Source organism: Marinitenerispora sediminis (assembly GCF_003336425.1).
Classification (GTDB): domain Bacteria; phylum Actinomycetota; class Actinomycetes; order Streptosporangiales; family Streptosporangiaceae; genus Marinitenerispora; species Marinitenerispora sediminis.
Genome location: NZ_QEIO01000309.1, coordinates 1 through 1,272, shown reverse-complemented (window position 1 = coordinate 1,272; position 1,272 = coordinate 1). Strand labels below are relative to the sequence as shown.

Genomic DNA, 1,272 nt, shown 5'->3' with positions numbered 1-1,272 from the left:
TGGCTCGCCAAGGCACGCCGCCCCGACCTCGCCGCCACAGCGGCCCACCCCCAGTGGGGGCCGCTCCTGCGCGCCGCCATCCAGGGCGAACCCTCGGGCATCCTCGGCTTCGGCCGCCCCAGCGAGAACCCCGCGACAGCCAGGGAGTACCTGGGCGACCCCGTCGCGCTGGCCGGCACCCCCAAAGCCGCCAAGGCGCTGGCCACCGCCCCCGGCACCGGCGACATCGTCGCCGCCATCCTCGCCGACCACGCCCACGCCGCCCCCGGAGCGGCGCTGCCCCCGCTCTACACCGCGATCCGCGACACCGAGCGGTTCACCCTGCACGGCATACCCCGCGGCGCCGCCGCCGTCCGCGCCGTCATCGCCGACGCCGACCCCGCGGCCGCCCTCGCCGCCACCCTGCGCGCCGGCGTCCTGGACGAGCTCGAACTACCCGCCCTCGCGGCCCACCGCGGCCTGAACGCGTGCAACCTCACCGAGAGCGGACCCGACCTGCTGCTCGTCGACCGCGCCGCCCGCAACGGCGCGCACGTCACCCCCGTCCTCCCCGACCGGCTGGGCCGCGGCCGCGCCGGCCTGGCCGCCCCCTACCCGTTCGCCGGCCGCGCCTCACTCGCCAACAGCCCCTGCCACGCCGTCGTCGGCGACGACGTCGTCGCCACCGGCCACGGACAGCCCGACTGCCCGCACGACGCCGCCACCACCGGCCGCGCCCCGCACCCCGCCGCCACCGTCCGGCACGCCGCGACCGAGGAGACCGTGCGCTTCCCGCACGCCGGCACCGACCTCACCGTGCACCGCGCCCCCGACCGCGTGATCGAACTCCGCGACCCCGACGGCCGGCTCGTCGGCGGCTACATCATGGGCGCCAACTGGCTCCCCAACCGCAGCGGCACCATCACCGCCGCCCCCGGCAACCACCGCTACGCCGCCGGGACCGAACTCGTCCCGCCACCCGGCTGGTGGCGGTGGACGCGCCCCCGCGACCCCGAGGGCTCCCGCGCACTGCGCGCCGTGGACACCGCCACCGCCCGCCGACTCCTCGACGCGGTGGACGCCGACCTCGCCACCCGGATCCCGCACCTCACCGACAGCCGCCCGCCGCGCGCCCACTGCCCCGAACGCGACCGGGCCCTGCGGGACCTCGTCCCGCTGCTGCGGCCGCTGCTCCCCGAGGTCACCCACGACCGGCTCTGGCTCGGCATCGCGGCGCTGGTGTGGACCGCGGTGGAGTGCCGCGAACGCGTCCACGCCCTCGCCGACCGGATC

1 pseudogene is annotated in these 1,272 nt (G+C 78.3%); it reads left to right on the top strand.

Annotation, left to right across the window (positions count from 1 at the left end):
• Positions 1-1,272, top strand: a pseudogene (locus DEF28_RS27790) (hypothetical protein); the annotation flags it as partial.